This window comes from Pseudohaliea sp., assembly GCF_054552115.1.
The window spans coordinates 32,761-55,777 of the sequence record NZ_JBTOLW010000002.1 but is presented as its reverse complement, the minus strand read 5'-3'; the positions used below and the strand labels follow the sequence as shown (position 1 = coordinate 55,777).

Below are 23,017 nucleotides of genomic sequence, written 5' to 3'. Positions count from 1 at the left end.
CATCATGAAAAACGAAACAAAGCTGGGGATCGTCGGCGACCTTCTCGTGGATCGGGAGGATCCGCTCGAGGCGTTCGACCAGGTGCAGCGCCTCCTGTCCTGGCCGGATGTGCTCATCGGTAACTGCGAGGGCGTCTACGCCGATGACCCGCAACCCGCCCCCAGTGTGGGAATCCCCGTGATTCCCAGGGCGCGCTATCTCGATGCACTGCCGCAGGCCGGCTTCGATGTGCTGTCCCTCGCGAACAACCACAGCATCGATGCGGGCCATGCCGCCATGCTCGAGAACCGGGAGCGGCTACGCAAGGCCGGTTGCCAGACCTGCGGCGCAGGCCCGACGTTACAGGCCGCCCGCGAGCCGGCGCTCGTGCAGGCGGGGGATAGCACCATCGCCGTCCTCGGCTATGCCTGTGTCTTTCCCATGGGCTATGAAGCGCGTTCCAACGTGCCGGGGGTCGTGCCCATGCGTGGCTACGACTTCTGGCAGCCGGCCTATGAGAACTACCATATCCCCGGCACACCGCCAAAGACCCGAACGATTCTCGACGAAAATGACCTGGCCGCGCTGCGGGCCGATATTGCCGCAGCACGCGAACGTGCGGACATCGTGATCGCCAGTATCCACTGGGGCGACTTCCTGCGGCCCTATCACCTGACGGACCTGGAGAAGGAACTGGCGCGCCTTGCTATCGATGCGGGCGTGGACGTCGTTGCCGGTTGCCATCATCACACGCTTCGGGGCATCGACTGGTATCGGAACAAGCCGATTTTCTATGGTCTCGGGCATTTCGTATTCGATCTCAAGCTTCAGCTCAGCGACGAGGCCAGGGCGATGTTCGCGGCCCTGCCGCCGGATGCCGCCGGCTATCAGCTGGCGCCAAGGGAAGGTTGGCCGTTATTGCCCATGCACGAGGACGCGCGACTTACGGCCTTTGCTTACGTCACTGCGAGCGGCGAAGAGATTACCGGCGCGGGGTTCGTGCCCTGCCGCCTGCGGCCCGACGGACGCGTTGTCGCGGTAGCGCCGGATTCGGAGGAGGGCGCCGAGGTCGTTGCCTATGTCGAGCACTGCAATCGCTCTCAGGGCATTCGCAGTGAACTTGTAGCCGTAGAGCGCGAGGGCTTTGGTGCCTGCATTGAGGTTCGCCCGGGCGCGGAGGAGGGACGATGAGCAGCCTTTTGATCAAGCATGCAACGGTCTTCGATGGCGAGAGCGGCGACCTTGTGGAGAACGGCTCCGTCTACGTCGAGGATGGAACGATCAAAGAGTTTTCCGACAGCGAGCTGCAGCTATCCGCGGATCGCGTCATTGACGCCGGCGGCAGGACGCTCATGCCCGGGTTGATAGACCTCCACGTGCACATTGCGGCTGCCGACCTGGATACCACGGCGTTGAGCCAGGCGCCGAGCGAGTATCTGGCGATGTTTGCCGCGGGTTTTGTTCAGGCGAGCCTGCAGCGGGGCTTTACCTGTCTTCGCGACGCTGGCGGGACCGATGCGGGCTACGCGATGGCCTTCGAACGCGGTTTTGTCCAGGCCCCCCGCTTTTATCTGACCGGGCGTTTCATCTCCCAGACCGGCGGCCACGGCGACTTCCGTTCCCCGCGCGAGCAGGATTTCGTCACCTGTGCCTGCCACGCGCCCGCCATGGCCCGCTTCACCGCCATCGCCGACGGTGCCGACGAGGTGCGCAAGGCGGTCCGGGGTGAGTTCCGTCGCGGATCGAAGGCCGTAAAGCTCATGTGTTCCGGCGGCGTGGCGAGTCCGACGGATCCGCTGCTTCCGCTCCAGTTCACTGATGAGGAGATCCGTGCTGCCGTTCACGAGGCGGAGGTGCGGGGCAGCTATGTCATGGCGCACTGCCACTCGGATGCCGCGATCCGGCGCGCCGCGGAGCTGGGAATACGCAGCATCGAGCATGCCTCCATGGCGTCTCCGGAGACGGCCGCGTTCCTCGCCGAGAAGGGTGTCTATGCCGTTCCGACGCTCTCTGTGGCCCGCGCACTGACCGACGACGGCGCGGCACTCGGCCTGCCGCAGGCCAGCCAGGACAAGCTGCGAGGCTTCTACGAGGCGACGCTTCAGGGCCTGGAGAACCTCGTCAACGCCGGCGTGAAACTCGGTTTCGGCACCGACCTCCTGGCCGGTCAGCACCACCGTCAGGGCATGGAGTTTGTGCTCCGGGCCGAGTTGGAGCCGCCGCTCCAGGTGCTGCGGTCGGCGACCAGCCTTGCCGGGGAGATACTCCAGGAAAAGGGCAGGCTGGGCGTGATCGCTGCCGGGGCCTATGCGGACCTGATCCTCGTCGACGGCAATCCGCTCGACGATATCAGCCTGCTGAGCCGCGGCGAAGAGACGATCAGTGTCATCGTGCGCAACGGCGAACTCATCCGCGACCGGGTGACGGCTTGAAATGGGCGTGGAGCAGCCAACCGGGAAAGCGCCCCGCGATGTGCGCGGCAGGCCGATGAGGTACTCGTTCCTGTCACTGCTTCGCGGTGCGGCGACGGGCCATGCCGGCTGGCCCCAGGCCTGGCGCAGCCCTTCGCTTCGTGAACGCTATGATGCGGTCATCGTCGGTGGCGGGGGACACGGCCTGGCCACGGCCTACTACCTGGCCAAAGAGCACGGTATGAGCAATATCGCGGTGCTGGAAAAGGGCTGGCTCGGTGGCGGGAACACGGGACGCAATACGGCAGTCAGCCGCTCGAACTACTTCTATCCCGAGAGCACGCGCTTCTACGAGCGGGCGCTGCGGCTCTACGAGGGGCTGGGCAGGGAGCTCAACTTCAATATCATGCTCAGCCAGCATGGGCAGATCGGCCTCGCGTGCAGCCGGCATGAGATGGAGACCTTCCGGCGCTGGGTGAATGCTATCCAGCTCAATGGTGTGGACAGCGAGCTGCTGTCGCGGGAGGAGATTGCTGAACGTGTGCCGCTGCTGAACATGAGCGCGAGCGCGCGCTACCCCGTCTATGGCGGTTTCATGCAACGAAGGGCCGGGATCTCCCGCCATGACGCCGTGGCCTGGGGCTACGCGCGCGCCGCGGACTCGCTCGGGGTGGACCTTATCCAGCACTGCGAGGTCACCGGTTTCGACATCAGTGACGGCAGGGTTAAAGGCTTAGAGACCACTCGCGGCCGCGTGCAGACCGACAAGGTGGCGCTCGCGGTTGCCGGGCACAGTTCCGTGCTGGCGGCAAAGGCAGGCCTCCGGCTGCCGATTGTCAGCCAGACCCTGCAGGCCATGGTGAGCGAGCCGGTGAAGCCGTGCCTGGACCACCTGGTGATCTGCCCCAGCGTTCACTGTTACCTGTCACAGTCCGACCGGGGTGAGCTGATTATCGGCGGCGGTACGGACCTCTACCCCAGCTATTCCCAGCGTGGCTCCCTTCGCGGCACCGAGGCGGTACTCAACGCCGTGGTGGCGCTGTACCCGCGCCTTTCCCGGCTGCGCCAACTGCGGCAGTGGGGGGGCATCGTGGATATTGCGCCGGATGCCAGCCCCATCGTCGGCAAGACCCCCATTACCGGTCTCTATCTGAGTACCGGCTGGGGCACCGGTGGCTACAAGGCGATCCCCGCCGGTGGCGAGACCCTGGCGTTCACCATGGCTGAAGACCGGCCCCACGAACTCATCGAACCCTTCGGGCTGGATCGCTTTGCCCAGGGCCGGCTGATCGATGAGGGCGCTGCCGCCGGCGTGGCCCACTGATTAATGGTGAAGAGAGAGATTTCCTGATGATGCGAATCGCGTGTCCTCATTGCGGACTGCGCAGCGAGGACGAGTTCCGCTGCGGCGGTGAGGCCCACATCGAGCGGCCGGCGGATCCCGCGGCAGTGGATGATCAGACGTGGGCGGCCTACCTCTATCTTCGTGAGAATCCCAAGGGTACGCAGCTCGAGCGCTGGCACCATCGCTACGGCTGTGGCCAGTGGTTCAACCTGGCGCGGGATCTTGTGAGTCACGAGGTGCTGGCGGTGTACGCGATGGGAGAGCCGCAGCCCAACCTGGCAGTGGAGGGCGGGACGTGATCCGCTCCGTTGAACGCCTCGCCTGCGCACAGGTCGACCGCTCCACTCCGGTCGAGTTCTCTTTTGATGGTCGGCGTTACCGCGGTTACGCCGGTGATACGCTGGCCTCCGCATTGCTTGCCAACGGCGTCGCCATTGCCGGGCGCAGCTTCAAGTTTCACCGGCCTCGCGGTGTCTTCGCGGCAGGGGTCGAGGAAGCCGGTGCGTTTGTGCAGCTGGAGGAGGGTGCCCGCGGCGAGCCCAATACCCGGGCAACGCTTGTGCCGCTCTATGACGGCCTCCGGGCAAGCGGGCAGAACGCCTGGCCGAACGTCCGGTGTGACGTCGGAAGTCTGCTGGATCTCGTCCGCCCCCTGCTGCCGGCGTCCTTTTACTACAAGACCTTCAAATGGCCCAGCTGGCACTTCTGGGAGCCGCTGGTGCGCCGCGCCGCGGGCCTTGGGCGCGCACCGGCAATGGCGGATGACCAGCGCTACGTCAAGGAGAACGCCCACGCGGACGTTGTGGTCATCGGCGCGGGGCGCTCGGGGCTGACCGCGGCGCTCGAAGCCAGCACGGATCCACAGTGCCGAGTGTGGGTGGTGGACGAGCAGGAACGCCTCGGCGGGCGCCTGCTGGCGAGCCAGTGCAAGGATGATGCGCGCTGGCTTGCAGAGGCCGTTGCTGAGCTGGACCGGCGGCCGAATGTGCGGCTGCTGCCGCGGACGACGGTGAACGGCTGCTATGACCATCGGACGCTGGCCGCGCTCGAGCGCTGTACGAACCATCTCGGCACCGCCGCGCCAACGGATGAGCCCCGGCAGCGTTTCTGGCGTCTCTTCGCGGGCCGGGTTGTGCTTGCGACCGGCGCGCTCGAGCGTCCCCTGGTGTTCCCCGATAACGACCGCCCCGGGATCATGCTGGCCTCTGCCGTGGTGGAGTATGCGTTGCGTTACGGCGTCGTGCCGGGGCGGCAGCTGGCCGTCTATGCAAACAACGACAGCGCCTGGCGTCGTGCCCTTGAGCTTAGCGCCCGGGGCGTGCCGGTCGCCCGCATCGTTGACCTGCGCCGCGAGGTGGACCCGGCCCTGCAGGAGGCCGCTTCCGCCGCGGGGATCGTTCAGTACCTGGGCCACGCGGTGGTCGCGGTGCATGGCCGGCGCGCTGTCTCGGCGATCACGGTGCAGTCGCTCACGGAAGCCGGGGACCGGCTGGTGGGCCCGGGCACGCGCCTGGCCTGCGATCTGCTGGCGGTCGCCGGTGGCTGGTCGCCCACGGTGCATCTGTACTCCCAGGCAGGCGGCAAGCTGAGCTGGCGGGAGGCGGATGCCTGTTTCGTGCCGGATGCAACGGATGCCCCGATGGCGGTCGTCGGCCGCGCCGCCGGTGACTTCGGCGAGCCCCTGAACCTCCTCCCCTGGTGGCGGACGCCGGGCCCCAGCGCTCATCGACAGTGGGTCGACCTGCAGTACGACGTCACCGTTGCCGACATCGAACTCGCCGTGCGCGAGAACTACCGCTCGGTCGAGCACCTGAAGCGCTACACCACAGCGGGGATGTCCATCGACCAGGGCAAGACGAGCAACGTCAACGCGCTTGGCCTGCTGGCGCAGCTCACCGGGCAGCCGGTGCCGGCGGTGGGGACCACGCGATTCCGGCCTCCCTACCACCCGGCAACGCTCGGCGCCTTCGGCGGCGTCGAAGTGGGCGCGCTGTACCACCCCTGGCGTGAGCTTCCCGCGCATGACGCGCACCGGGCGCTGGGCGGTAAGCTCGAGGAATACGGCGGCTGGCAGCGGCCGGCCTGCTACCTGCGGTCCGGTGAGACCGAGGACGACGCCGTGCAGCGCGAAGTACTCGCAGTGCGCCGTGCCGCGGGTCTTCTCGATTACTCCTCCCTGGGCAAGATCGAGGTGCGCGGGCCGGATGCGCGCGTGTTCCTGAATCGCCTGTATGTGAACAACCTGCTGACGCTCCGCCCCGGGGCGGCGCGCTACGTGCTCCTGCTCAACGAGGAGGGCATTATCATCGATGACGGCGTGGTGGTCTGCATCGCTGACGATCACTTTCTGGTCCACGCGACGTCCGGCGGGGCGGCGATGGTCCACGAGCACATGGAGGAATGGTTGCAGTGCGAATGGCGGGACCTGGCTGTGCTGGTGAGTGGTGTCACGGCGGCCTGGGCCACGATCATGCTCAGCGGCCCGGCCTCCCGCCAGGTTCTTGCGCGCCTGCCTTCGGACCTGCCGCTGGACGCCGCAGCTTTCCCGCACATGCGTTTCCGCAGCGGGACACTCTGTGGCGTCCCCTGCCGTGTCTTGCGGGCAAGCTTTACCGGCGAGGTGTCCTTCGAGATCAGCGTTCCGGCAAGTTTCGGCCAGGCCCTGTGGGAGAGCCTGCTGGCGGCTGGCGCGGACCTGGGGCTGCAGCCCTTCGGGCTGGAGGCGCTGCTGGTGCTGCGTCTGGAGAAGGGCTACGTCCACGTGGGCACGGACACGGACGGGACCAGTATGCCCCAGGACTATGGCTGGGGCCGGGCCATTTCGAAGCAGGAGGCTGACTTTGTCGGACGGCGTTCGCTGATGCTGCCGGCGGGCCGGGAGCCGGGGCGCCGCCAGTTCACAGGCATTGAACCGCTCGAGCCCGGGGTGGCGCTTACCGATGGTGCCCACGTGCTCTCGGCCGATGGACAGCGATCAGCCGGTTACGTGACCTCAGCCCATCACAGCCCGACGCTGAGTCGTACCGTGGCGCTGGGCCTGGTTGAGGCGGCGGTGGAGCGACGCGGAGAGACCGTGCAGGTCTGGTACCAGGGTGAGCAGACCGCTGCGCGGCTGGTTGCCCCCGCCTTTTACGACCCGGACGGAGAGCGCCTTCATGGCTGAACTTGTCGCGGCGCCGCCGCTTGCTGAAAAAGCCGTCACCCGGGGAGCTGTCGTCCTTGAGGCTGTTCAGAGGCAGGCCGTACTGCGGCTGCGGCTTCTGGCGCAGGATGCGTCCGCTGTTCGGCGGGTCGAAGAAGCGTTGGGCCGGGGACTTCCCGCCACCGGTGACGTGGTCACGGTCGATGGCTGCCGCCTTGCGGGCTGCGCACCGGGAGACTGGCTGTTGCTGGATGCGGACCGGCTGCATGATGAATCGCCGATCGACGCCGCATTACACTTGCAGGCCCGGCTCGGTGCAGCGGCCGCGACGGTGACCAGTGACGGGCTGGTGACCTTGCGCATCGGGGGCGGGGAACGGCATCGCCTGCTTGCCCGCGGCACGACCATGGACGTCGGTGCCGTTCGTCCCGGTCACTGTGCGAGGACGCGCTTTGCCGGCGTGGCTGCCGTCCTCGTTGCGGAGAGCGACGCGATGCTTCTGCTCGCAGCCCGACCGCACGCGGCGTACCTCTGGAGGTGGTGTCATGAAGCGCTCGTCTGAAGGCAACGGCGTTCAGCGCCGTCCGGTGCTTTGTCGACAACGCGGCCGGACGGAGCAGCAGGCGAAGCGCGGGAAGCAATGCTTGCGCCTGGCGCGTTACTGCGCCGCAGTGGTGCTGCTGGCCGTGCTGAGCGACGCCTACGCCGCACCGCAAGGGGTGGCGAGCGAGCTGCCGAAGCTTTCCCGGCTCCACAGCAGCACGGGGGCGGCGCTCCGCCTGGCGCAGGCGCTCGATGCGCTGATTCCCGCGCTGTTGCACGCCCACGGCGCGCCCGGGCTCAATATCGCGCTGGCCGTTGACGGGAAGCTGGCCTGGGAGGGTGCCTACGGCTGGTCGGATGTGGCCGGCGCTGTCCCGCAGACCCCGGAAACCGTGTTCCACTCCGGTTCCATGGCCAAGGTTTACGCCGGCATTGCAACCATGATCCTGGTTGACCGCGGGGAACTGGCGCTGGCTGACCCCGTGGCAGAACACCTCGCTTTCGATGTGAGCAACCCCCTTGGCGGCGGTACCGTGACGATCGGGCATCTGCTCAATCACAGCTCAGGGCTGGGTGGTGATGTCGCCAGCCCCGTCCACGAAAACCCCCGTTCTCTTGCCGAGGCCGTGCGGGCGCGGCTTTCCGCCCCGGTGCAACCCGGCCTTGGCGGAATACCCACGTGGACCGCACCGGTCGGCGCGACACGTCAGTACTCGAACCTCGGCGTTGCATTGCTGGGTCTTGTCGTACAGTCGGTCAACGCCGAGAAGCTGAGCTTCCCGGAATTCGTGGCACGGGAAATCCTTGCACCGCTGGGTATGGACCACTCGGCCCTGCCACCGGTGCAGTCGCCCGACCATGTTGACGCTGCCCTGTGGTCCATGACCAGCAAAGGCTACGCCGCCCTTGGGCCCGTCTGGCTTGAATCCCTGCCGGTGCTCCTCGAGGAGTATCCGGCCGGTGGCATGTTGTCCATCCCCCGTGATCACCTGAAAGTGCTGCTGATGATGATGGCGGGGGGGCGCCACGGCGACGCGCGGATTCTGTCGGAGGAGAGTGCCCGGCGCATGCTCACGCCCGCCTTCGACGGGCCCATTGCCCACTATGGCAAGCCGCTGCCGGGGGAGTCCCAGGGGCTCATCTGGTGGCTGCGCGACTGGAGCTCCCCCGGGCGGGCTTTTCACCACGGTGGCGGGCACATGTTCGGATGGCGGACCATGGGCATCGCCTGGCCGGCGCACGGCACCGCGCTGGTGCTTGCCGTGAACCAGTGGAACCTCGCCCACGACCGGAGCCTGATCGCGCCGATCGAGGCGCTGGTGCAGAGCTGGCTGGACAACCAGCCCCCGCCCTTGCCCCGGGAAGAGCCGCCGGCCGTGGAGAACGCGGCCTGGAAGGCTTCCTATCTGCGCGGTGCGCTGTTCATGGAGGCCTATCGCCACGGCCTGGGGATGACGATGCCGGTACCGCCGGACAGCCTTGAGCGCATCGCCGCGAAGGCCCGTCCAGCCCACAGGCCTGCCGGGGTTCCGGCGCTCTGGGACGAGAGCGGTTTCCTCGCCGGTTGCCGGGCGATGCTCACGGCGGGCTCGACGCCTGCGGCACTGCGGGCCTTCATCCAGGAGGGCGGGCTGGCTATTACCCTCGACGAGGCCCGGGTGCTTGCGCCGTATCTTCAGCTTGAGCCGGCGCCGTTCCGGTCGCTGGGCGGGCTGCTGTTGGCAGACGACTGACAACGGGTCCGGATCCAGCCCGCGAGCCGATGCGTGAGGAATCTTTTATGGAGCGAGCAAGCGTGTTTTTCAAAGGGAAGTGGAGCGGGCCGGCGTGGGTCGCACTGGTCGCCCTGCTTCTGACCTCGGTGGGCCTTTCGGCGGCCCCGGCTGATTTCGAGACCGCCAGGCTGCTCGAAAAAATCCGTAACCTGCATGTCGCGCCACGCTGGCTTGGCAGTAGCGACCGCTTGTGGTTTCGTGAAGAAACGCGCGACGGCGGCTGGCACTATTGGATCTTCGATGCCAGGACGGCCTCAAGATCATCCGCCTTCGATCATGACGCCCTGGCGCGGGCACTGAGCCTTGCTACCGGCGATCGTTTCGCTGCCGACCGGCTGCCGCTTGACAGCCTGAATCCGGAGGCAGATGGACTCACCGTTTCGCTGGCGGGCAGGCGCTTCCGCTGTTCCGGAGAACCACTGGCCTGTGAAGCCGCCGGGGCCGCCGGGCCGATGGTCAACGGGATACCCGATCCGGCGGGAACGCGGGTGGTGTTCCTGCGCGATCACGACCTGTGGTTGCTGGACGTGGCGAGCGGGGAAGAGCAGCGCCTCAGCAGTGATGGCGAGGCCGGTTTCAGCTACGGGCAGCTGGCTATCGACTTCAGCCGGGTCGCGCGGCGGCGCGCAGGCAAGGATGCGCCGCTGGCCTCAGTGCACTGGTCACCAGACGGACGCTACCTGCTGACGGGCAGGCGCGACCTGCGCAGCATCCCGCGGCGGCCCTATGTCGTTGAGCACCTCCCCCCTGATCAGCCTTTTACCGTTGGCCACCTGGATCGGACTGTGTTCCCGGCAGACCGCGTCCAGGTCGCTACCGAGGTGGCCGTTTTCGACACGCAAACGGGCGTTAAAAGGGTCATCGATATTGATCCGGCGCTGCTGCAGGACTATGCGGATCTTTATCTTTCCTTCGGTGTGGTCTGGTGGAGCGTCGAGAAAGGGACGCTCGTGCTGGTCACCGCCACCTCTGGGGGAGAGCGCTACGGCCTGATCGAGATCAGCCTGAAGAGCGGGACGACCCGGGAACTGATCGCGGAGGAGCAGGCACACTGGTACGGCTTCAACGCCCATGATTACCACTTTCCGGCGTTTCACTACAGCGCGGACGGGAGTGAGTTCCTCTGGTACTCCCAGCGTGAAGGGTCGGGGCAGCTCTATCTTTACGACGCCGTCACCGGTGACCTCAAGCGCCGCTTGTCCAGCGGTGCCGGCGTGGTCTTTGACCTGCTTCGCGTGGACGAGGAACGCCGCGAGGTGTACTACACGGCGGGGGGTGTCGAGGAGGGTCGCAACCCGTATTACGCGCATCTCTATCGTGTCAGTATGGATGGCGGCGAACCGGTACTGCTGACGCCGGAGGACGCCATGCACGACTTCGCGCGCAGCGTGCTCCCCACAGCGGGTTTTGCCGCCCCGGCTTCAAGCCTTTCGCCATCCGGCAACTATTTCGTGGACAGTTTCTCGACGACGGATGCACCGCCGACGCTGGTGGTGCGGAACCGCGATGGCGAACTGGTCAGTGAGCTGCTGCGCGCCGACATCGAGGCACTGCTGGCAACCGGGTGGACGCCCCCCGAGCGCTTTGTCGTGCCGGCTGCCGATGGCGTGACGCCGCTGCATGGCGTGCTGTTCAAGCCGACGACCTTCGACGAGCGAAAACGCTATCCCGTTATCGACCAGATGTATCCCGGGCCGCAGCGCACCAGTGCGCCGAAGTCCTTCAAAGATAACTTTGTCCCGAGTACCGCGTTCAATGCCCAGGCGACCGCGGAGGCCGGTTTTATCGTGGTATCCGTAGACGGTCGCGGTACCACGGGCCGTGATGCTGCCTTCCGCTACGCCTTTGCGGGGCAGGAGGATGTTTTCGGCGCGGTGGACCACAGGGCCGCGCTGGAACAGCTGGCGCGGCAGCGGCCCTATCTCGATCTGTCGCGGGTCGGCGTGACGGGCCTCTCCTACGGGGGCTACGGCTCTCTGCGTGCCGCGCTCCTGTTCCCCGCTTTCTTCGACGTCGTGGTCTCGCATGTGGGGCCCCACGAGTACGAGAGCTCGAGTTTTTCCGGCGTGGTGAACGAACGCTTCTTCGGTCCCCCCGGTGATCCCGACGGCGTCCGCGAGCGGGTGAGCAACCTGCCCCTGCTCGATGGCTTGCAGGCGGAGCTGATGCTCGTCTATGGGGAAATCGACGAAAACGTCCCGCTGCGGGCCGCCATGCAGATTTTCGAGTCGCTGATGCAGGCCGACAAGGATTTCACCAGCTATGTGGTGCCGAATGCCGATCACCTGGGCGCAGGCTCGCATCCCTTTATCGTGAAGCGGCAGCGCCGGTTCTTCGTCGAACACCTGGCAGCGGGGCGCTGACGGCTCGCAGGCATGGCGACGCGTTGCGCCCCGGCGGCGCCCGGGGAATGCTGCGGGGGCGGGCGGGCGAGGTCCCGGATCCGAGTTCGGCTGGGGGTTTCCGCCCGCTGGCCTGTCTCATACAGTTATCGTGAAAAAAGGGCGTAGCGACGGTATCCGCTGCACCCGGGGAGCTGTCGGGGATGAGTCCAAGGAAAGGCATGACCGGGCGTTCCCGCGTTTCAAGCGCCTACCTGGAAAACCGGGACTTCCTCAAGCGCTTCCTGGCGCGCTTCTTCGTCGATCCGCGTGACATCGACGATGTGGCGCAGGAGGCGTACCTGCGGGCCTTCGAGGCGGAGCGCGGGCAGGAGGTGCGCTCGCCGCGGGCTTTCCTGTTCCGCGTAGCCCGGAATGTCGCGCTGAACGAGCTGTCGCGGAAAGCGCGGGCGCTGACTGACTACATTGAAGACGCCACCGGTGGCGGGGAGCCGGGCGAGTCACCGAGCCTGGAGGAGCAGTACCAGGGGGAGCAGCGGCTGGCGCTCTTCTGCCGGGCGGCCGCGCGCCTGCCGCCCCAGTGCCGCCGCGCTTTCCTGATGCGCAAGGTGTATGGTTATTCGCACCGGGAGATCGCCGCGGCGCTGTCCGTCTCGACGAGCACGGTGGAGAAGCACATTGCCACCGGCCTGTACCGGTGCAGCCAGTTCATGGCGGCCATGGACGACGAACGCGGCGTCGGGGCAGTGGACCGCACCCTCGAGAACGGCGCTCAAGAACAGCAAAGGTAACCCTGACCATGCCCGAATCCCCCAGCCATCAACGCTCGGCCATCGACCAGGAGGCCTGCGCCTGGATTGCCCAGTTTGACGGTGAGGAGCCCTCGCCGGCGGATCTCGACGCCTTCCGGGAATGGGTCAACCGCAGCCCCCGGCACCGCGAGGCGATCGACCGCCTGGCGACGCTCTGGGGCGAGCTGAACGTCCTCACGGAGCTGGCGGCACCGCGTCCGCCGCAGCGGGCGCGTGTCCCGCGCTGGCGCCCGGCGCTCGCCTTCGCCGGGGTCGCCGCGCTACTGCTGGCCGTGGTGCTCGCGCCCGTGCTCACCCGGAACGAGAACGCGAGCGAGGCGCCGGTCCTCTACGCGACGGCCATCGGTGAGCAGCGCAGCATCAGCCTGGCGGACGGGTCCACGGTGCAGCTCAACACCGGCAGCCAGCTGCGGGTGGCCTACGGGGAGCGCAGCCGCGATCTCTACCTGCTGGCGGGGGAGGGCTACTTCGAGGTAAGCCACGATCCCGCCAGGCCCTTCGTGGTACACGTCGATGGCCGCAGCGTGCGAGCCGTGGGCACGGCCTTCTCCCTGCGCCGGGATAGCGCCGGCCTCGAGGTGCTGGTGACGGAAGGCGTGGTCGAGCTCGCCGAGCGCGGCCCGGGCAGCTCGCTGCTCGGCGAGCGCAGGACCATCCTCGGCACGGTGAAGCGCGGCCAGCGGGTCCGCCTGGCGGAAACGCTGGAGCTCGCCGAGCCCGTCTCCACCGAGGATCTGGCCCGCGAGCTCGCCTGGCGCGAGGGCATGCTCTCGTTCGCCGGGGAGCCGCTGGCCGAGGTCATCGACGAGATCGGCCGCTACACGGAGGCGCGGATCGTGATCAACGATCCCGCGCTGCGCGACCTGCGCATCGGCGGCTACTTCCGCGCCGGCGACACCGGCGCCATGCTGCAGGCCCTCGAGGCGGGTTTCCCCATCGACGTGCGGCGCGACGCCGACGGGACCGTACACCTCCTCGCCCGCCGATGATCCGCCGCGCCCCCGGCGAAATCCCCTTGGGGGGTTTCCTGATGCTGCCTGTCCTGTATAGCGAGCAGGCCGCGTGGCCGCGGCGGGCGCTCCTTGCGCTGATCATCGTGGCCTTCGTGCTCGGCGGGCAGCCGGCCGGAGCCCGGGAGCCGGCGCGCCTGGTGCTGGATATCCCGGCCCAGCGCCTGGACCGGTCCCTGCGTGCCCTGGCCGAGGCACTGGACGCACAGACGCTGTTTCCCTTCGATGCGCTGAGCGCGCTCGATGGGCCCGCCCTGGCCGGCAGCTACACGCCCGGCGAGGCGCTGGCGGCCCTGCTCACCGGTTCCGGCTATACCGGTCGGATCAATGCTGACGGGGTAATCGTGGTGCAGCCGGTGGCTGCCGCGGCCCGGGGGGAGAGGGAAAAGAACATGAAGGATGTGACCCACGAGGAACACACCGGTAGCGATGCCGCGCGCGCAGGCGGTTTCCTGCTGACGGCGCTGGCGACCTTTTTCAGCGGCGGGCTGCTCGCCCAGGAGAACGGTGAAGACGGGGCACGCCTGCTCGAGGAGGTGATCGTCACCGCCACGCGCAGGCAGTCCGGCGTGCAGGAGACGGCGCTGTCGATCAGCGCCCTGAGCGGCGAGGCGCTGGATGACAATGTCTACACCAATGCCGCCCAGTTTCTCGATGCGGTGCCCGGCGTAACGGCGTTCAATACCGGGCCGGCCGATAACCGGGTCATCATCCGCAATATTGCCACCTCCACGCAGGAAACCGGCGCGCCGACGACGGCCGCCTACCTGAACGACTTCGTCATCTCGGGTGTCACTTCGAGCGCGCCGCCGCTGCGCCTCGTGGACATTGACCGCGTCGAGGTGCTGAAGGGACCGCAGGGCACGCTGTTCGGCCGCAGCGCCATGGGCGGCATTATTCGCTACATCGCCAATATGCCGGACACAACGGCACTCACGGGCGGTATAAACGGCTACCTCTCGCAGACCGAAGACGGCGGTGACAACGCCGGCGGTTACGGTTACATCAATTTGCCTCTCGGCGATACGCTGGCGCTGCGCGCGGTCGGTTACAGCTACCAGCACGACGGCTATATCGACAATGTCGAGCTTGGCGAGGACGATATCAACGAGGAGGATACCGTTGGCGGCCGCCTGGCACTGCGCTGGACACCCAGCGAGGCCTTCACCGCGGACGTTCTCTACCTCTACCAGGAGATCGATGCCGGCAACAACTGGACCACGACCATCCGCACCCCGGCCTCGGATCCCGCCGGTGCGATCACCCCGGCGGACCCCGCCTCGCGCCGCGCCATCGGCGCCGTGGTGCAGGAATCCAGCAGCGACTACGAGATCCTGAATCTCGACCTCGAATACCGTTTCGACAGCTTCACGGCCAAGCTGCTGGCGACGCGGACCGAGGAGGAATGGGGTTTCGTGTTCGATCAGCGAGAGTTCGTCGCCATCACCAACGGTTGCGTCTGTGACGGTGTCGCCCAGCCGAGCGGTGGCACCATCGACACGGATCTGCTGGAACTCCGCCTGGTCTCGACCGGTGGCGGCCGGCTCGACTGGATAGCCGGTGCCTACTACGAGGACGTGCAGGACGAGGGTTATCAGAACATCGTCTACCTCGGCAGTGGCGATGCCGTGTTCGGCTTCCTGCCGGTGGAGGATGGCGCACTCGCCATCGACTCGGAAGCCGAAAGACCCAGCAGCGAGCGAGCCGTCTACGGTGAGCTGGGGTGGGCGTTCACCGATGCCACCAGGCTCACCGTCGGCTACCGTCGGTCCGATGTCGAATTCGCGACCACCTTTACCAAGACCGATGGCTTCTTCCTCGAATTCGATGGCACTGCGGCGATCCGCGGCATCGAGTTCGCCACCCAGGAAGATGTGGACACCTACAAAGTGTCGCTGGAGCACGCCTTCAACGAGGACCTGTTCGGCTACGTCACCGCAGCCTCCGGCTACCGGCGCGGCGGCTTCAACCAGCCCACGGCCATCGCTCCCTTCAGCACCTACGACTCGGACACGCTGTGGAGCTACGAACTGGGGCTGAAGAGCACCTGGCTGGACGGGCGCCTGGTGGCCAACGCGGCGCTGTTTTTCATCGACTGGGACGATATCCAGCTGGTAGTGCAGGACCCGGTCACCTTCGCGCGAACGACGCAGAACGCCGGCGCCGCGGAGATTCCCGGCTTCGAGTTCAGCGTTGCGGCGATGCTGACGCAGCACCTCGATATCTCCGTGGCCGGCTCCGTCACGCGGCCGGAGCTGCAGGAGGACGTACCCGGCGGTGTATCCGGCAAGGAAGGGGACACGCTGCCCGGGGCGGCCGAGGAGCAGTTCACGGTCAGCGCCAACTACGACCGGCCGCTGGGGGGTCAGTTCAACCTGTTCGGCTCCCTGGTGTACCGCTACGTCGGCGACCGTCTCAATGACTTCAACACCGACCTCGACGTTGCCCTCGGCGATTACGAGCTGATGGATCTCAACGTCGGCGTGCGCAGCGCCCGGGGTTACAGCGTGTCGCTGTTCGCGCACAATCTGTTCGATGAGGCCATCCCCTACACGATCGACCGGCAGGGGCCGGTCTTCGAGCAGATTCCCACCAACCCGCCGCGCACCGTGGGGCTCAACCTGACCTACGACTTCTGACCGTGACAAGCACCCCGCGCTCGAGGGTCAGCGGTGGTGGTTGCGGCCCCCGTCGCGCAGAAGCTGGAGACGCCCTATGCCCCGAGCAAGCGTAATCCGCACCGGCGCTCTGCTGCTGGTTCCGCTGCTCTTGCTCGGCGCCGCGGCGGCGTGGATCGTCCACGACCGCGGGCTGCCGTTCCTGTCCGTGAGCGAGATGACCATGGGCACCGGCGTGGGCGCCAAGCTCGCCTGTTCCGGTGTTTACCTTCAGGGGCGCGCGCCGGAGGCCGTCATCGCCCGTGATCTGCGACCCTTCATGGCACCGCTCCTCTCCCATGCGCGCTTTGAATTCGATGCCTCAGCGGCGACCGCCTCGGCCTCCTATTTCGGGTTTTTCAAGCGCACGGCGCTGTACCGGCCCGGGCTTGGCTGCACCCTGATGATCGATACCACGCGCGACGAACTGCTCGCCCAGAGCCGCGCGCTGGCGGCACCGCCGGCCCCCCCGGACCCGCAGGCACGGTGGCCGCGCGGGCGCGATGTGGCGCCCGCGCCGTCGGTAGAGGGTCTGGATCATGCCGCGCTGGCGCAGGCCATCGATGCGGCCTTCGCGGAGGATACCCCCGGGGTCACGATCGACACCCGTGCGCTGCTGGTGGTGCACCGCGGGCGGCTGATCGCAGAGCGCTACGCGCCTGGCTTCGGCCCCGATTCCCGTTTCCTGGCCTGGTCGGCGAGTAAGAGCATAACCAGCGCACTGATCGGCACGCTGGTCACCGACGGCGTGCTGGCCCTGGATGCGCCCGCACCGATCGCTGCCTGGCGCGAGCCCGGCGACCCCCGCGGCGCGATTACCCTTCGGCACATGCTGACGATGACCGACGGGCTGGATTTCGTGGAGCATCCCTACGGGCCAGGGAACGACAGCACCAACATGCTGTTCAAGGTGCCGGACATGGCGGCTTACACGGCGCGCAAGCCGCTGGCGCACCCGCCAGGCACTCACTGGTCCTATTCCTCCGGCACAACCAACCTGCTGTCGCAGATCCTGTTCGATGCCGCCGGCGGCGAGCTGCCGGCACTGCAGCGCTATGTGTGGGAGCGTTTCTTCGCACCGGCGGGGATGCACAGCGCCGTGTTCGAGGTCGACGTGTCCGGTGCGCAGGTGGGCAGCTCCTACTTCTATGCCAGCGCCCGGGACTGGGCGCGCTTCGGACTCCTGCTGCTGAACGGGGGCAGGATCAACGGCCGGCAGCTGTTGTCGCCGGCGTACGTTGCCTTCGCCACGACCCCGATTACTCAGGCGCCGGACCGGCGCTACGGCGGCCAGTTCTGGCTCAACGCCGGTGACCCGGCCGCTCCCGAAAAGCGCGAACTGCCTGATGCGCCCCGGGACCTGTACATGGCCGCGGGCTTCAATGACGAGTACATCATCGTCGTGCCGTCCCGCGACGCGGTCATCGTGCGGGCCGGCTGGACCAACGGCGGCCGCTTTGATCTCAATCGCCACGTTGCCGCCATCCTGGCGGCGCTGCCTGCCGGCACCGGCGATGACCCGGCGGGGTCGCCATCCCCCAACACAGTCAGCGCCGCACCGGCGGCCGAGACGACAGGAGACAGCTCATGAACGTCAATCACATGGCCGGCGCCCTCGTTGCCGCCCTGCTCACGAGCGGCCTGTTCGCCGCCGAGGCACAGCCACCGGTCTTTCCGGACACACCGGCAAATCGTGCGCTGGTGAAGGAGTCCCTGGCCGAGTACGAGCGCATCGACGCGGACCACGGCCACTTCATCGAGGTCAATGGCATCCGCATGCATTACCTCGAATGGGGCGAGGAGGGCGGGGTGCCCCTGGTCTGGTCCCACGGTTACTCCAGCACCGGCTTCGAGCTGGTCAATGTCGGCCCGCAGCTTGCCGAGCTGGGTTATCACGTCTACGCCATCACCTACCGTGGCCACGGTCAGACCGAGGTCGAGGACTACGCGTTCTCCCTGTCCCACATCGCCGACGACATCGCGGCGATGATGGACCAGCTCGGCATCGAGCGCGCGGTCATCGGCGGCCTTTCCCTCGGTGGCGGTGTCACCACCGCGTTCTACGATCACTACCCGGAGCGGGCCCTGGCGCTCGTGCTGGAGGACGGTGGTGCGGATCCGGTACAGGCCCGCACCGAGCGCAATTTCGAAGCGATGAAGGCGCTGGCCGGCAGCTTCCCGAAGCACGATGACCTCGTCTTTCCCACGCGATTTCAGGCCTTTCAGGCGCTGGCCGGCTTCTACCTGCCCGGCTGGGGGGGAACCATGCCGGCGCGGGTGGCGCCGACCTTCCAATCCTGGATCGGGGTGAACGCGGAGGGCGAGTTCGTCCCGCACTACGACGGGCCGCGGCTGCTCGGTGAGGGGCCCGCGACCATCGACCCGGCCCGCAGCCACGAGCTGCCGCTGCTGGCCCAGTCCTGGCGCCGCACACACCCGATCATCACCTACCGCAACCTGGACGTGCCGATGCTGATCATCGACCCGACGGGGGACGAGTTCGACCCGGGGGCGGCGTTCGAACGCCTCCGCGCGATGCATCCGGACCTGATTGACGTGGTGGAGTACCCGGACACCCCGCACGCGGCACATCCCATGCGCCCGGCTTGGTTCCTGCGCGATATGGACGCGCTCCTCGACCGGGTCGAAGCCCATGACGCGTCGTAGCTGCCTGGCCAGCCCTACGCTGCTGTGGCACTCAACCGGCGCTATACTACCGCCGCGTCGCTGCTATCGGGCACGGGCGTGATGAATGTAAAAGGCACACATTGTTCGAAGTTGGGTAGTGAAAACGATCCTCTGGAGCCCCGAAGAAAACGCGTTGCTCAAAGCCGAGCGCGCTATGTCCTTCGAGGACGTGGTGTTCCACATCATGGCCAGCGATATCCTGGACACCTTTGAGCACCCGAACCAGGCGCGCTACCCCGGCCAGCGGATACACGTGATCGCGATCGAGGAGTGCGTCTACCTGGTGCCGTTTGTGGAATCCGACGCCGAGGTCTTCCTGAAGACCGTTATTCCGAGCCGCAAGGCGACGCGAGACTGTTTGGGAGCAGACACATGGGCGAGCTTTCCCGCGAAGAACAGGATATTCTCGATGCCCTCTAGCAAGGCAGTTTACGACGCTCACCGGATGGCCAGGAGATCGCCCGGCGTCACCGAAGCTATGCGGAGGCCCTCGTCAAGAAAGATGCCAGGGTCAATATCCGCCTGTCGTCCAAGGATCTGCGTGGCCTGCAGAAGCGGGCGCTGGAGGAGGGCATCCCCTACCAGACGCTCATTGCAAGCATCCTGCATAAGTATGTGGAAGGCCGGCTGCGGGAGGATGGCAGGTAGCTGGAACACGCTCACGCCACCTGCAATTACACGTCGAGCGACAACTTCTAGAGGGTCTACATTGCTCAGGCGAGCCCGACGGATTCCAGGGCCGTCCGCAGTTGCCCCCAGCGCTGCTCCAGCGTCCCCGTATACCCCACCGCCATGCGCACCAGCCCCGGCCGGATCGCCGCCGCCTCGAGGGCCTCTTCCGGCATCTCGCTCGAGGTGCTCGTGGCCGAGCAGGACATGAGGGTGTCGAAGTAGCCGAGGCTCACGGCCACGTAGCCGAACTGGTGCTCGTTCTGCAGCGTGTGCATGAGCGCCATGGCTTTCTCTTCCGTGCCGGCATCGATCGTCAGCAGGCCGCCGTGGCCGTAGTCCGCGTGGCGCAGCTGCTGGATCAGCGCATGGTCCGGGTGTGACGCAAGGCCAGGGTAGGCGACCGGTACCCCGAGGGCGGCGGTGCGCTCGGCCAGGGCCAGGGCGCGCTCGCTGTGGGCCGCCATGCGCAGCGGCAGGTGCGGCACGCGCAGGGCGACGCCGGCCGCCACGGTGGGGTCCATGGTCGGGCCGAGGATCATCAGCGGCCCCGTGTGCAAGTCCATGAGGTTGCCGATGAAGTCCGCGCTGGCACAGACCGCGCCGCCGATCAGGTCCGAGGCGCCGCCGATGAACTTGGTCAGGCTGTGCACCACGATGTCGGCACCGAGACGGGCCGGGGAGAGCACCAGGGGCGTGAAAGTGTTGTCCACCACCAGGGGGATGCCGGCCTCGCGGGCGATGGCGGCCAGACCCGGGATGTCGGCCACGCGCAGCGTGGGGTTGGACTGGCTCTCGACGTAGAGCAGGCGGGTGCGGTCGGTGATGGCGTTCTTTACTGCGGCGAGGTCCGTCGTGTCGACAAAGGCCGTGGTCACCCCCGTCTTGGCCGGCATGAAGTCGTGCAGCAGCGCCCAGGTGCCGCCGTAGATCGTGTGGCTGGCCACAACATGGTCACCGGCGTTGCACAGGGCCAGGATCACCGCGGAGATGGCACCCATGCCGCTGGCGCTGCAATAGGCGGCCTCGGTGCCCTCCAGCGCGGCGAGCTGGCGGCCGAGGTTGTACACCGTGGGGTTGAAGTGACGACCGTAGAGGTAGCAGCCGCCGGCTTCCGGCCCCTTACGCCCGGCGAAGATGTCCGGCATGGTCGCCGGGTCCACCACCGTGAAGGTGGAGCTCGCTTCGATGGACATGTTCACGCCACCGTGCTCGCCGAACTCGTGGCGGAGGGAGGCGAGGGCTTCGATGGGGTCGTTATGAGTGTCGCTGCTGGCCATGGTGGTTCTCCCGGAGCGCTGTTATGCTGTATTAGGTTTCGGATTTCGCCCCTAATCTTGAGCTTTATTTGATGAAAAGTATCAACAGTGAAGAAAATGCGGTTGCGAGCCGCGGCGCAAACCTCGACGAAACGGACTTCGAGATTCTTCGCCAGCTGCAGAACAATGCTCGCCTGAGCAACAAGGCGCTTGCCGGGCGGGTGGGCCTCGCGCCCTCCACGACCCTGGTGCGCACGCGGCAACTCGAACGCGCCGGCATCATTCGCGGTTACCACGCCACCCTGGACCCGGCGGCCCTCGGCATCGGCCTGCAGGCGCTGATCGCCGTGCGCCTGCGCGAGCACACCGCGGCCGACGTGGCGGCATTCCAGGACTACGTGCTCGGCCTGCCCGAGGTCATGCGCTTCTACCACGTGGCCGGCGCCAATGACTTCCTGGTGCACGTGGGCGTGCGCGATCCCGAGGCGCTGCGCGATTTCGCCATGAATGCGCTCACCACCCGGCCGGAAGTGGCGCACCTGGAGACGGGGCTGATCTTTTCCTGTGTGGAAGCCGGGGAGGGCTGGCGATAATGTGGTCACACGGCAGAACCGTCCGCGCATACCCCGATGGATGAGCTGACGCTTCTTACGGCCCTGCATGAGCAGGGCGACCGGCAGGGCCCCGGTGGCGACGACGAAACGCGCCTCGCGATCACGCTGTCGGGGCTCCGGCAGCGATCGGCGCTGCGCATCGCCGACATCGGCTGTGGCACCGGGGCGTCGACGCGCGTGCTGGCACGGGAGCTGGACGCGGTCGTTACGGCGGTGGATTTCCTGCCGGCGTTTCTCGCCCGGCTCGAGGAGATCGCGGTGGCAGACGGGCTTGCCGGGCGGGTCGAGACGCTGACCGCGCCGATGGAGGACCTGCCCTTCGACGACGCGGGGCTTGATGCGATCTGGTCGGAAGGCGCGATCTACACTATGGGTTTTGCGAACGGTGTCCGCGCCTGGCGCCGCTTTCTCAAGCCCGGCGGCATCCTCGCAGTCTCCGAGCTCACCTGGCTCACCGCGGAACGGCCGAAAGAACTGACGCAGCACTGGCTGCGCGAGTATCCCGAGGTGGCGACGGCCGGCGCCAAGCTGGCCACCCTTGAGGATAGCGGCTATGCGCCGCTGGGCTATTTTCCGCTACCGGAGCGCTGCTGGCTGGACAATTACTACCGACCGCTGCAGGCGCGCTTCCCCGCGTTTCTCGATCGTTTCGACAACGCCGAAGCGGCGAAGGCGATCGTGGCCGCGGAGCGAGAGGAGATCGCGCTCTACGAGCGCAATCGCGCCTTCGTCAGCTACGGCTACTACGTGGCCCGGCGGACCTGATTCAGCGGCGGCCGCGGGCCGCGAGGTAGCGCGCCCGCGCCTCCTCGCATTCCGGGTCCATCAGCGCCGCGAGGAGGCTGTCGGCGTCGGACCAGGCGCGGTTGAGGCCGACCTGGTTGGCGGTCACGGCATCGACGTGTCGCTTGGTGGCCTGCACGGGCAGGGCGGGGCGCTGCACCACTTCCCGGGCAAGACCCTCGACGGCCTGGTCGAGCGCCGCCTCTGCCACCACCCGGTTCAGGAAGCCCGCCCGCGCGGCCTCGTCGGCATCGAAGGGACGGCAGGTGATCACCAGTTCCTTGGTCAGCGCCGGGCCGAGTTCCCGCAGCAGCCGCGGGATACCGCCCCAGGCCAGGGGAATTCCGAGGTCCACTTCGGGGATCGAGAAGCGGGCCGAGTCCGCCGCGACCCGCAGGTCACAGGCGGCGGCGAGGACGAGGCCGCCACCGACGCACCAGCCCTGGATGCGGGCGATGGTGATGGCGTGCACCGCCTCGAGAGCATCCGCCATCCGGCGTCCCGCGTCGGCGGCCTCGCGCGCACCGCTATCGCCCGGGCCCGGGAAGCCGGAGAGATCAGCCCCGGCCGAGAAGCTGCGTCCGCGGCCGCCGACGACAATGACGCGGATGTCCGGGTCGCCGTCGAGTTCCCGCGCCGCCGCCGCGATCTCCTCCAGCGCGTGTACCGACAGGGGATTGAGCTTGTCGGGCCGGTTGAGCCAGAGGTGCGCGACGGAGCCGTGCCTGTCGATGTGGAGGGTCTGGTACATGGCGTTTTCCTGCCGCAGCTTCTTATCGGTATACCGCTGTGGCTGCGGTGACTGGCGGGTCGAAACAGTCTCTTGTTCGTTCGGCGCTTCAAAGCGGCAAGGGGCGCCGTTCGGCACCCCTTGCCGGGTTGTGGCGGTGGGCCAGGGATTCGAACCCCGGGAACCTCTCGGTTCAACGGTTTTCAAGACCGCCGCTTTCGACCACTCAGCCAGCCCACCATGAATGCGCGATTATA

The 23,017-nt window shown here is 67.2% G+C and carries 17 protein-coding genes and 1 tRNA gene; 15 read left to right on the top strand and 3 right to left on the bottom strand.

Features of this window, described 5'->3' with window-relative positions; translation table 11 throughout:
- Positions 1-4 precede the first annotated feature (4 nt).
- The 13 genes from ACX93N_RS01485 (at position 5) to ACX93N_RS01425 (ending at position 18,684) form a co-directional block, all read left to right on the top strand.
- Positions 5-1,171, top strand: a complete 1,167-nt coding sequence (locus ACX93N_RS01485; protein ID WP_459426614.1) for a CapA family protein — start codon at positions 5-7, stop codon at positions 1,169-1,171.
- The gene (locus ACX93N_RS01480; protein WP_459426613.1) at positions 1,168-2,412 is read left to right on the top strand and encodes a metal-dependent hydrolase family protein; all 1,245 of its coding nucleotides are present in this window, start codon (positions 1,168-1,170) and stop codon (positions 2,410-2,412) included. The genes ACX93N_RS01485 and ACX93N_RS01480 overlap by 4 nt, the downstream gene beginning before the upstream one ends.
- Before the next feature lie 55 nt (positions 2,413-2,467).
- Positions 2,468-3,715: a sarcosine oxidase subunit beta family protein gene (locus ACX93N_RS01475; protein ID WP_459426612.1), complete on the top strand. Its 1,248-nt coding sequence runs from the start codon at positions 2,468-2,470 to the stop codon at positions 3,713-3,715.
- Between the two features lie 26 nt (positions 3,716-3,741).
- Positions 3,742-4,035, top strand: coding sequence for a sarcosine oxidase subunit delta (locus ACX93N_RS01470; RefSeq protein ID WP_459426611.1), 294 nt, complete (start codon positions 3,742-3,744; stop codon positions 4,033-4,035).
- Complete coding sequence (locus ACX93N_RS01465) at positions 4,032-6,899, top strand: 2Fe-2S iron-sulfur cluster-binding protein (RefSeq protein ID WP_459426610.1); 2,868 nt, start codon at positions 4,032-4,034, stop codon at positions 6,897-6,899. The genes ACX93N_RS01470 and ACX93N_RS01465 overlap by 4 nt, the downstream gene beginning before the upstream one ends.
- Positions 6,892-7,440, top strand: coding sequence for a sarcosine oxidase subunit gamma family protein (locus ACX93N_RS01460; protein ID WP_459426609.1), 549 nt, complete (start codon positions 6,892-6,894; stop codon positions 7,438-7,440). The genes ACX93N_RS01465 and ACX93N_RS01460 overlap by 8 nt, the downstream gene beginning before the upstream one ends.
- Positions 7,441-7,522: 82 nt before the next feature.
- Positions 7,523-9,154 carry a serine hydrolase domain-containing protein gene (locus ACX93N_RS01455; RefSeq protein WP_459426608.1) on the top strand — a complete coding sequence of 544 codons (1,632 nt, stop codon included), beginning with the start codon at positions 7,523-7,525 and terminating at the stop codon, positions 9,152-9,154.
- Between the two features lie 47 nt (positions 9,155-9,201).
- A complete protein-coding gene (locus ACX93N_RS01450) occupies positions 9,202-11,559 on the top strand; it encodes a S9 family peptidase (RefSeq protein WP_459426607.1) in 2,358 nt (785 codons plus the stop codon).
- 200 nt (positions 11,560-11,759) lie between these two features.
- Positions 11,760-12,329 (top strand): RNA polymerase sigma factor, encoded by a 570-nt coding sequence (locus tag ACX93N_RS01445; RefSeq protein WP_459426606.1) that lies wholly within the window; start codon positions 11,760-11,762, stop codon positions 12,327-12,329.
- A gap of 8 nt (positions 12,330-12,337) precedes the next feature.
- Positions 12,338-13,339, top strand: coding sequence for a FecR family protein (locus ACX93N_RS01440; RefSeq protein WP_459426605.1), 1,002 nt, complete (start codon positions 12,338-12,340; stop codon positions 13,337-13,339).
- A gap of 41 nt (positions 13,340-13,380) precedes the next feature.
- Positions 13,381-15,999 (top strand): TonB-dependent receptor, encoded by a 2,619-nt coding sequence (locus ACX93N_RS01435; RefSeq protein ID WP_459426604.1) that lies wholly within the window; start codon positions 13,381-13,383, stop codon positions 15,997-15,999.
- A 76-nt stretch (positions 16,000-16,075) separates the two neighbouring features.
- Positions 16,076-17,608: a serine hydrolase domain-containing protein gene (locus tag ACX93N_RS01430; RefSeq protein ID WP_459426603.1), complete on the top strand. Its 1,533-nt coding sequence runs from the start codon at positions 16,076-16,078 to the stop codon at positions 17,606-17,608.
- Positions 17,605-18,684 carry an alpha/beta fold hydrolase gene (locus ACX93N_RS01425; protein ID WP_459426602.1) on the top strand — a complete coding sequence of 360 codons (1,080 nt, stop codon included), beginning with the start codon at positions 17,605-17,607 and terminating at the stop codon, positions 18,682-18,684. Before ACX93N_RS01430 ends, ACX93N_RS01425 begins: the two co-directional genes overlap by 4 nt.
- Before the next feature lie 734 nt (positions 18,685-19,418).
- Here the strand turns inward: ACX93N_RS01425 and ACX93N_RS01420 are convergent.
- Entirely contained in the window at positions 19,419-20,654 is a 1,236-nt protein-coding gene (locus ACX93N_RS01420) for an aminotransferase class I/II-fold pyridoxal phosphate-dependent enzyme (RefSeq protein ID WP_459426601.1), read from the bottom strand.
- 71 nt (positions 20,655-20,725) lie between these two features.
- On the opposite strand from ACX93N_RS01420, the gene ACX93N_RS01415 reads away from it, so the two are divergent.
- Together ACX93N_RS01415 and ACX93N_RS01410 are read left to right on the top strand one after the other, a co-directional pair.
- Positions 20,726-21,226: an Lrp/AsnC family transcriptional regulator gene (locus ACX93N_RS01415; protein ID WP_459426600.1), complete on the top strand. Its 501-nt coding sequence runs from the start codon at positions 20,726-20,728 to the stop codon at positions 21,224-21,226.
- 36 nt (positions 21,227-21,262) lie between these two features.
- Positions 21,263-22,012, top strand: coding sequence for a class I SAM-dependent methyltransferase (locus ACX93N_RS01410; RefSeq protein WP_459426599.1), 750 nt, complete (start codon positions 21,263-21,265; stop codon positions 22,010-22,012).
- Position 22,013: 1 nt separating this feature from the next.
- Here ACX93N_RS01410 and ACX93N_RS01405 read toward each other — a convergent pair whose 3' ends face one another.
- Both ACX93N_RS01405 and ACX93N_RS01400 read right to left on the bottom strand, forming a co-directional pair.
- Positions 22,014-22,781: an enoyl-CoA hydratase/isomerase family protein gene (locus ACX93N_RS01405; protein ID WP_459426598.1), complete on the bottom strand. Its 768-nt coding sequence runs from the start codon at positions 22,779-22,781 to the stop codon at positions 22,014-22,016.
- A 131-nt stretch (positions 22,782-22,912) separates the two neighbouring features.
- Positions 22,913-23,000 (bottom strand) — tRNA-Ser (locus ACX93N_RS01400).
- Positions 23,001-23,017: the final 17 nt, after the last annotated feature.

Excerpts from the sequence above, each read along its gene's own strand:
- ACX93N_RS01485 (WP_459426614.1), top strand. The coding sequence starts at position 5 with ATGAAAAACGAAACAAAGCTGGGGATCGTCGGCGACCTTCTCGTGGAT.
- ACX93N_RS01480 (WP_459426613.1), top strand. The coding sequence starts at position 1,168 with ATGAGCAGCCTTTTGATCAAGCATGCAACGGTCTTCGATGGCGAGAGC.
- ACX93N_RS01475 (WP_459426612.1), top strand. The coding sequence starts at position 2,468 with ATGAGGTACTCGTTCCTGTCACTGCTTCGCGGTGCGGCGACGGGCCAT.
- ACX93N_RS01470 (WP_459426611.1), top strand. The coding sequence starts at position 3,742 with ATGATGCGAATCGCGTGTCCTCATTGCGGACTGCGCAGCGAGGACGAG.
- ACX93N_RS01460 (WP_459426609.1), top strand. The coding sequence starts at position 6,892 with ATGGCTGAACTTGTCGCGGCGCCGCCGCTTGCTGAAAAAGCCGTCACC.
- ACX93N_RS01450 (WP_459426607.1), top strand. The coding sequence starts at position 9,202 with ATGGAGCGAGCAAGCGTGTTTTTCAAAGGGAAGTGGAGCGGGCCGGCG.
- ACX93N_RS01445 (WP_459426606.1), top strand. The coding sequence starts at position 11,760 with ATGACCGGGCGTTCCCGCGTTTCAAGCGCCTACCTGGAAAACCGGGAC.
- ACX93N_RS01440 (WP_459426605.1), top strand. The coding sequence starts at position 12,338 with ATGCCCGAATCCCCCAGCCATCAACGCTCGGCCATCGACCAGGAGGCC.
- ACX93N_RS01435 (WP_459426604.1), top strand. The coding sequence starts at position 13,381 with ATGCTGCCTGTCCTGTATAGCGAGCAGGCCGCGTGGCCGCGGCGGGCG.
- ACX93N_RS01430 (WP_459426603.1), top strand. The coding sequence starts at position 16,076 with ATGCCCCGAGCAAGCGTAATCCGCACCGGCGCTCTGCTGCTGGTTCCG.
- ACX93N_RS01425 (WP_459426602.1), top strand. The coding sequence starts at position 17,605 with ATGAACGTCAATCACATGGCCGGCGCCCTCGTTGCCGCCCTGCTCACG.
- ACX93N_RS01420 (WP_459426601.1), bottom strand. The coding sequence starts at position 20,654 with ATGGCCAGCAGCGACACTCATAACGACCCCATCGAAGCCCTCGCCTCC.
- ACX93N_RS01415 (WP_459426600.1), top strand. The coding sequence starts at position 20,726 with ATGAAAAGTATCAACAGTGAAGAAAATGCGGTTGCGAGCCGCGGCGCA.
- ACX93N_RS01410 (WP_459426599.1), top strand. The coding sequence starts at position 21,263 with ATGGATGAGCTGACGCTTCTTACGGCCCTGCATGAGCAGGGCGACCGG.
- ACX93N_RS01405 (WP_459426598.1), bottom strand. The coding sequence starts at position 22,781 with ATGTACCAGACCCTCCACATCGACAGGCACGGCTCCGTCGCGCACCTC.